Annotated in this window: 8 protein-coding genes, 1 tRNA gene and 1 pseudogene; 1 reads left to right on the top strand and 9 read right to left on the bottom strand. The window is 65.3% G+C overall.

Annotated features, from left to right (window positions below):
* The 5 genes and pseudogenes from CFB18_RS16590 to CFB18_RS15645 form a co-directional block, all read right to left on the bottom strand.
* Positions 1-163: pseudogene (locus CFB18_RS16590) on the bottom strand (50S ribosomal protein L7/L12); the annotation flags it as partial.
* Between the two features lie 22 nt (positions 164-185).
* The gene (rplJ, locus tag CFB18_RS11555; protein ID WP_088571964.1) at positions 186-725 is read right to left on the bottom strand and encodes a 50S ribosomal protein L10; all 540 of its coding nucleotides are present in this window, start codon (positions 723-725) and stop codon (positions 186-188) included.
* 240 nt (positions 726-965) lie between these two features.
* Positions 966-1685, bottom strand: coding sequence for a 50S ribosomal protein L1 (gene rplA / locus CFB18_RS11550; protein WP_088571963.1), 720 nt, complete (start codon positions 1683-1685; stop codon positions 966-968).
* Positions 1686-1758: 73 nt separating this feature from the next.
* Complete coding sequence (gene rplK, locus CFB18_RS11545; protein WP_088571962.1) at positions 1759-2184, bottom strand: 50S ribosomal protein L11; 426 nt, start codon at positions 2182-2184, stop codon at positions 1759-1761.
* 57 nt (positions 2185-2241) lie between these two features.
* On the bottom strand, positions 2242-2445 hold the full coding sequence (locus tag CFB18_RS15645) for a Uma2 family endonuclease (protein ID WP_088571961.1): 204 nt from the start codon (positions 2443-2445) through the stop codon (positions 2242-2244).
* A gap of 55 nt (positions 2446-2500) precedes the next feature.
* Here CFB18_RS15645 and CFB18_RS16045 point away from each other — a divergent pair, with 55 nt between their 5' ends.
* Positions 2501-2662, top strand: coding sequence for a hypothetical protein (locus CFB18_RS16045; RefSeq protein ID WP_234977047.1), 162 nt, complete (start codon positions 2501-2503; stop codon positions 2660-2662).
* A 69-nt stretch (positions 2663-2731) separates the two neighbouring features.
* On the opposite strand, the gene nusG is transcribed toward CFB18_RS16045, so the two are convergent.
* The 4 genes from nusG to rpmG form a co-directional block, all read right to left on the bottom strand.
* Positions 2732-3430 (bottom strand): transcription termination/antitermination protein NusG, encoded by a 699-nt coding sequence (nusG, locus tag CFB18_RS11535; RefSeq protein WP_088571960.1) that lies wholly within the window; start codon positions 3428-3430, stop codon positions 2732-2734.
* Positions 3431-3494: 64 nt separating this feature from the next.
* Positions 3495-3803, bottom strand: coding sequence for a preprotein translocase subunit SecE (gene secE, locus CFB18_RS11530; RefSeq protein WP_200808193.1), 309 nt, complete (start codon positions 3801-3803; stop codon positions 3495-3497).
* Positions 3804-3944: 141 nt separating this feature from the next.
* Positions 3945-4017, bottom strand: a tRNA-Trp gene (locus CFB18_RS11525).
* Positions 4018-4040: 23 nt separating this feature from the next.
* Positions 4041-4202 carry a 50S ribosomal protein L33 gene (gene rpmG, locus CFB18_RS11520; RefSeq protein WP_200808192.1) on the bottom strand — a complete coding sequence of 54 codons (162 nt, stop codon included), beginning with the start codon at positions 4200-4202 and terminating at the stop codon, positions 4041-4043.
* Positions 4203-4389: the final 187 nt, after the last annotated feature.

Here is a 4389-nt window from a genome sequence, read left to right as displayed (position 1 = left end):
CCGCTGCGGGGGCGCCCGGCGCGGCCGCAGGGACGGCGGCGGCCACCGCGACGGGCGCCGCGGCCTTCACCCCCCAGCGCTCCTCCAGCAGCTTCACCAGCTCCACCGCCTCCAGCAACGTCAGGCTGCTCAGCTCCTCAACCAGCTTCTGAAGATCCGCCATGGGAAGATCACCTCCGAAAAGATTAAGGGGTTTGGGAAGCTTCCTTTAATTGATCAGCCCGCGCCTGCAGCACGCCCACCACCTGCTGCAGGACCGCGGTGAGCACGCCGGCCAGCTGGGCCGCCGGGGCCTGGATGGCTCCCAGCACCTGGCCCAGCACCACCGGGCGCGGCGGCAGCTCGGAGAGGGCCTTCACGTCCTCCGGGCGCAGCCGGCGCCCGTCGAGCAGCCCGCCCTTGACCTTCAGGATCTTGCTCTCCTCGGCGAACTCCAGGAGCGCCTTGGCCACGACGGGCGGATCCTCCAGGCAGAAGGCGGCAGCGGTGGGACCCTGCAGCAGGTCCTCCGGCACCGTCCACCCGGCCTGTTGCAGGGCGATCCGCAGCAGCGTGTTCTTGGTGACGTGGAAAACCCCGCCGGATTTGCGGATCTTCTGCCGGAGGCGATACATGCTCATCGCATCCAGCCCCTGATAGTCCGCCAGGATCACCGCCTGGCTACGGGCGAGCAGCTCCCGATACCGAGCGATCATCTGATCCTTCTCTGCCCGCGTGAACGGCAAGCGTCACCTCCTGTGCGAGGTTTTCATCCCCGCCGCCTTTCCCGGAGGGACAGCGAGGGGGCCGCCGAAAAAACATCGCGCGCCCCCGCCGGCGCAAACGAGGGCGCGCGCAGAAACCCTCCCCAGGCCGCACAGGCCTTGGCGGAGAGGATCCTTCACGCCCTGCCTCCGCCGGCGGGGTTCCCCCATTGAGCGTGCGCACCGGGCTTCAACGGCAGGGATCTTTCAACAGGCTATGCGTTAAGCCGAGACCTCCAGGGCCTGAGCCGCCACGGGGTCCACCTTGATGCCCGGCCCCATGGTCGCGCTCACCACCACCCTCCGGATATAGGGCCCCTTCAGCCCGGAAGGACGCGCCTTCTTCACCGCGTCCATCAGGGCCGCGAAGTTCTCCAGCAGCTGATCCACCGAGAAACTGACCTTGCCGATGGGCACGTGGAGGTTGGCGGTCTTATCCACCCGGAACTCCACCCGACCGGCCTTGGCCTCCCGGATCGCCCGGGGCAGGTCCTCCGGGTTGACCACGGTGCCCGCCCGCGGGTTGGGCATCAGGCCCCGCGGGCCCAGGATGCGCCCCAGGCGCCCCACCTTGGGCATCATGTCCGGCGTGGCGATGGCGACGTCGAAATCCGTCCACCCTTCCTGGATCCGCTTGATGCCCTCGTCGTCACTGATTACGTAATCCGCCCCGGCCTCCTGGGCGATCCGCGCCGCCTCCCCGGCCGCGAACACCAGCACCCGCACCCGCTTGCCCAGCCCGTGGGGGAGAACCACCACCCCGCGGACCTGCTGGTCGGCGTGGCGGGGATCCACCCCCAGGCGCATGTGGACCTCCACGGTGCCGTCGAAGCGGGTGTAGCTGGTTTCCTTCACCAGGGCGAGCGCCTCTCGGGGAGAGTAGAGACGCTCGCGATCCACTTTCTTTAGCGCTTCCAGATATTTCTTGCCTCGCTCCCCCATCGTTGAGAACCTCCTGTGGTTGTAGCGGACCTGTTCGGTCCTCCCACATGGGTGGGCGTATCGGCGCGCCGGCTTAATCCACGATCTGGATCCCCATGCTGCGGGCGGTGCCGGCGACCATGCGCATGGCGGCCTCGATGTCGTCGGTGTTCAGGTCCTTCATCTTCAGCTCGGCGATCTCCCGAAGCTGCTGACGGGTGATCTTGCCCACGATCTGCCGGTTCGGCTCCGAGGACCCTTTCTCCACGCCCGCCGCCCGACGCAGGAGATCCGAAACCGGAGGCGTCTTGAGCTCCATGGTGAAGGAGCCGTCGGTGTAGATCGTGACCTCCACCGGCACGATCTGCCCCGCCATATGGGCGGTGCGCGCGTTGTATTCCTTGCAGAAGGCCATCACGTTGACCCCATGCGGGGCCAGGGTCGGCCCGATCGGAGGGGCCGGGTTGGCCTTGCCCGCCTCGATTTGAAGTTTGATGATCGCCTTAACCTTCTTGGCCATCGACGAACTCCTGAGAACAAGGTTTTCAAAAGAAGAATCCGGCGTCTTGCTCTTGGATCAAAGGATCTCATCCACCATCAGGACGAGCTCCGGAAACACCCGGGGTGCCAGCCGATCCCCCCGCCCGAACCGCGCCACCCTCTGATATCCCTGGAGAGAAGGTGCCTGATACACCTCCACCACCTCCTCCTCCAGGTCCACCCGCCAGACCTCCGGAATCCCGGATCGGGCGTAAAGCGGGACTTTGTACCTCCCGATCATAAGCCGCGGAGTGCTCCATCACTTCCACAAGCAACAACACGTCATCAGGGCCCGGATGGACACCCGCGTAGAAATCCGGACGGGGCTTCAGCAACGCCACGTCCGGTTGCGGCTCCGAACGCTCCCCCAGGCGGATTGGGTTTTGGACATCGACGATCGCCCGGTCGCCCACCCCCTTCGAGAAGATCCGATGGTGAACAACCGCCGTAGCGTCTGAACCGCCATCCCTCCCTCCATCCGCCCCGGGGGAGATCCGCCTCGGAGTTAGAGCTCCCGGCCGCAAGTCTCAGATCTTCTCCACCTGGGTGAAATCCAGCTCCACCGGGGTTTCCCGGCCGAAGAAGGAGACCAGAACCCGCACCTTCGCCTTGTCCGGGTCGATCTCGTCCACGATGCCCACGAAATCCGCGAAGGGGCCTTCGGTGATGCGGACCTTCTGGCCAGGCTTGAAGGTGACCCGGATGCGAGGGGATTTGCTCTCCATGCGCTTGAAGATCGCCTGGACCTCCTCCGGGCGCAGTGGGGTGGGCTGGTTGCCCATCCCCACAAAGCCTGTCACCCCCGGCGTGTTCCGCACCACGGCCCACGAGTCCTCATCCATAATCATCTCCACCAGGATGTAGCCGGGATAGATCCGCCGGCGGACCGGACGCTTCTTGCCTTCTTTGATCTCGATCTCTTCCTCCTCGGGCACCACGATGTTGAAGATCTTGTGCTGCATGCCCAGGGAGGCGATGCGCTGCTCCAGGTTATGCTTCACTTTGTGCTCGGAGCCGGAGTAACAATGCACCACATACCAGGCGGGTTCGGCGGAGGCTTCTACCGCGCCTTCGCCGGGAGCCTGAAGGGGTTCCATGACGGGCTCCTCTCCTTTCTCGGGAGGAGCGGAGGCCGGCTCTTCCAGTTCCAGCTCGCGCAGCAGCTCCTCCAGCGCCTCCGTATCGACCTCCGCCGGCTCCTGTGGCACTGACCGCTCTTCCTCCATAGGATCTCCTTTCCATGACGCATTCCAGAGAAGGTTGGGGTGCCCTGTCCTCACCCGCCCCACCTCACTCGCGGCTGAGGGCGAAGGCGAGGGCGCCCAGCCCGATCAAACTGCCCACTACGGCGATCCCGAGCCGCAGGGGATCCTGGGGCGTGGTGAAGATGCCGCCGAACAGCCAGAAGAAGAAATAATCGACCAGCCCCAGGAGGATCGACATGCCGATGGTGACCGACAGGACCACCCCCGTCAACCGGTAGAGCTCCTGCCGGTCCGGCCAGCGGACCTTTTTCAGCTCCCCCTGGACCTCCCGCAGATAGCGCAGCGGGGCCCAGTCGCCCCGCAGCCACCGCCGGGTCTCCGCTACCTTCGCCACCGGATGCGCTCCCTGCAAGAGATCTCCCGGCCAGACCGCCGGGACTTCGAAGCCACCTCTCCCCTTGATAGGGGCCGAGGCCACATCCCCCTTACACAAATTGGGACACCGCCAAGCGGTGTCCCATTAGAGAACCCCAGGCAGGCCGGCCAGGACTCGAACCTGGAACCTGCGGATTTGGAGTCCGCTGCTCTGCCTGTTGAGCTACCGGCCTGCGAGCAATAAATGAGGAAAATCTCAGCGCGTCTCCCGATGCAGCGTGTGCTTGCGGCATCGGGGACAATACTTGCGCAGCTCCAGGCGGTTCGGGTCGTTGTTCCGGTTTTTCTGGGTCGTGTAATTCCGTTCCTTGCATTCCGTGCACGCCAGGGTGATCACCACCCGCACCTCTTTCGCCATTGCGCCCTCGACGGTCTCGATGGATTCCGGGGATTTGCGCTGGGGCGAGCCCAGAGGGCAACCGCCCCAGCGCCTCGCCTCCTATATTTTAACCGGAACGGGGTCAGGATGTCCAGCCGCCGTAAGCCCAGGGGTTAGTCGAGGATTTTGGTGACCACGCCGGCGCCGACGGTCAGCCCCCCTTCCC

Source organism: Thermoflexus hugenholtzii JAD2, from assembly GCF_900187885.1.
Classification (GTDB): domain Bacteria; phylum Chloroflexota; class Anaerolineae; order Thermoflexales; family Thermoflexaceae; genus Thermoflexus; species Thermoflexus hugenholtzii.
Note: the sequence above shows the minus strand (reverse complement) of the source record. Positions and strands in the feature narration are given on the sequence as shown.

Coding starts and splice junctions, on each gene's coding strand:
- rplA (WP_088571963.1), bottom strand. CDS start 1,685: ATGGGGGAGCGAGGCAAGAAATATCTGGAAGCGCTAAAGAAAGTGGAT.
- rplK (WP_088571962.1), bottom strand. CDS start 2,184: ATGGCCAAGAAGGTTAAGGCGATCATCAAACTTCAAATCGAGGCGGGC.
- CFB18_RS15645 (WP_088571961.1), bottom strand. CDS start 2,445: ATGATCGGGAGGTACAAAGTCCCGCTTTACGCCCGATCCGGGATTCCG.
- CFB18_RS16045 (WP_234977047.1), top strand. CDS start 2,501: ATGGACACCCGCGTAGAAATCCGGACGGGGCTTCAGCAACGCCACGTC.
- nusG (WP_088571960.1), bottom strand. CDS start 3,430: ATGGAGGAAGAGCGGTCAGTGCCACAGGAGCCGGCGGAGGTCGATACG.
- rpmG (WP_200808192.1), bottom strand. CDS start 4,202: ATGGCGAAAGAGGTGCGGGTGGTGATCACCCTGGCGTGCACGGAATGC.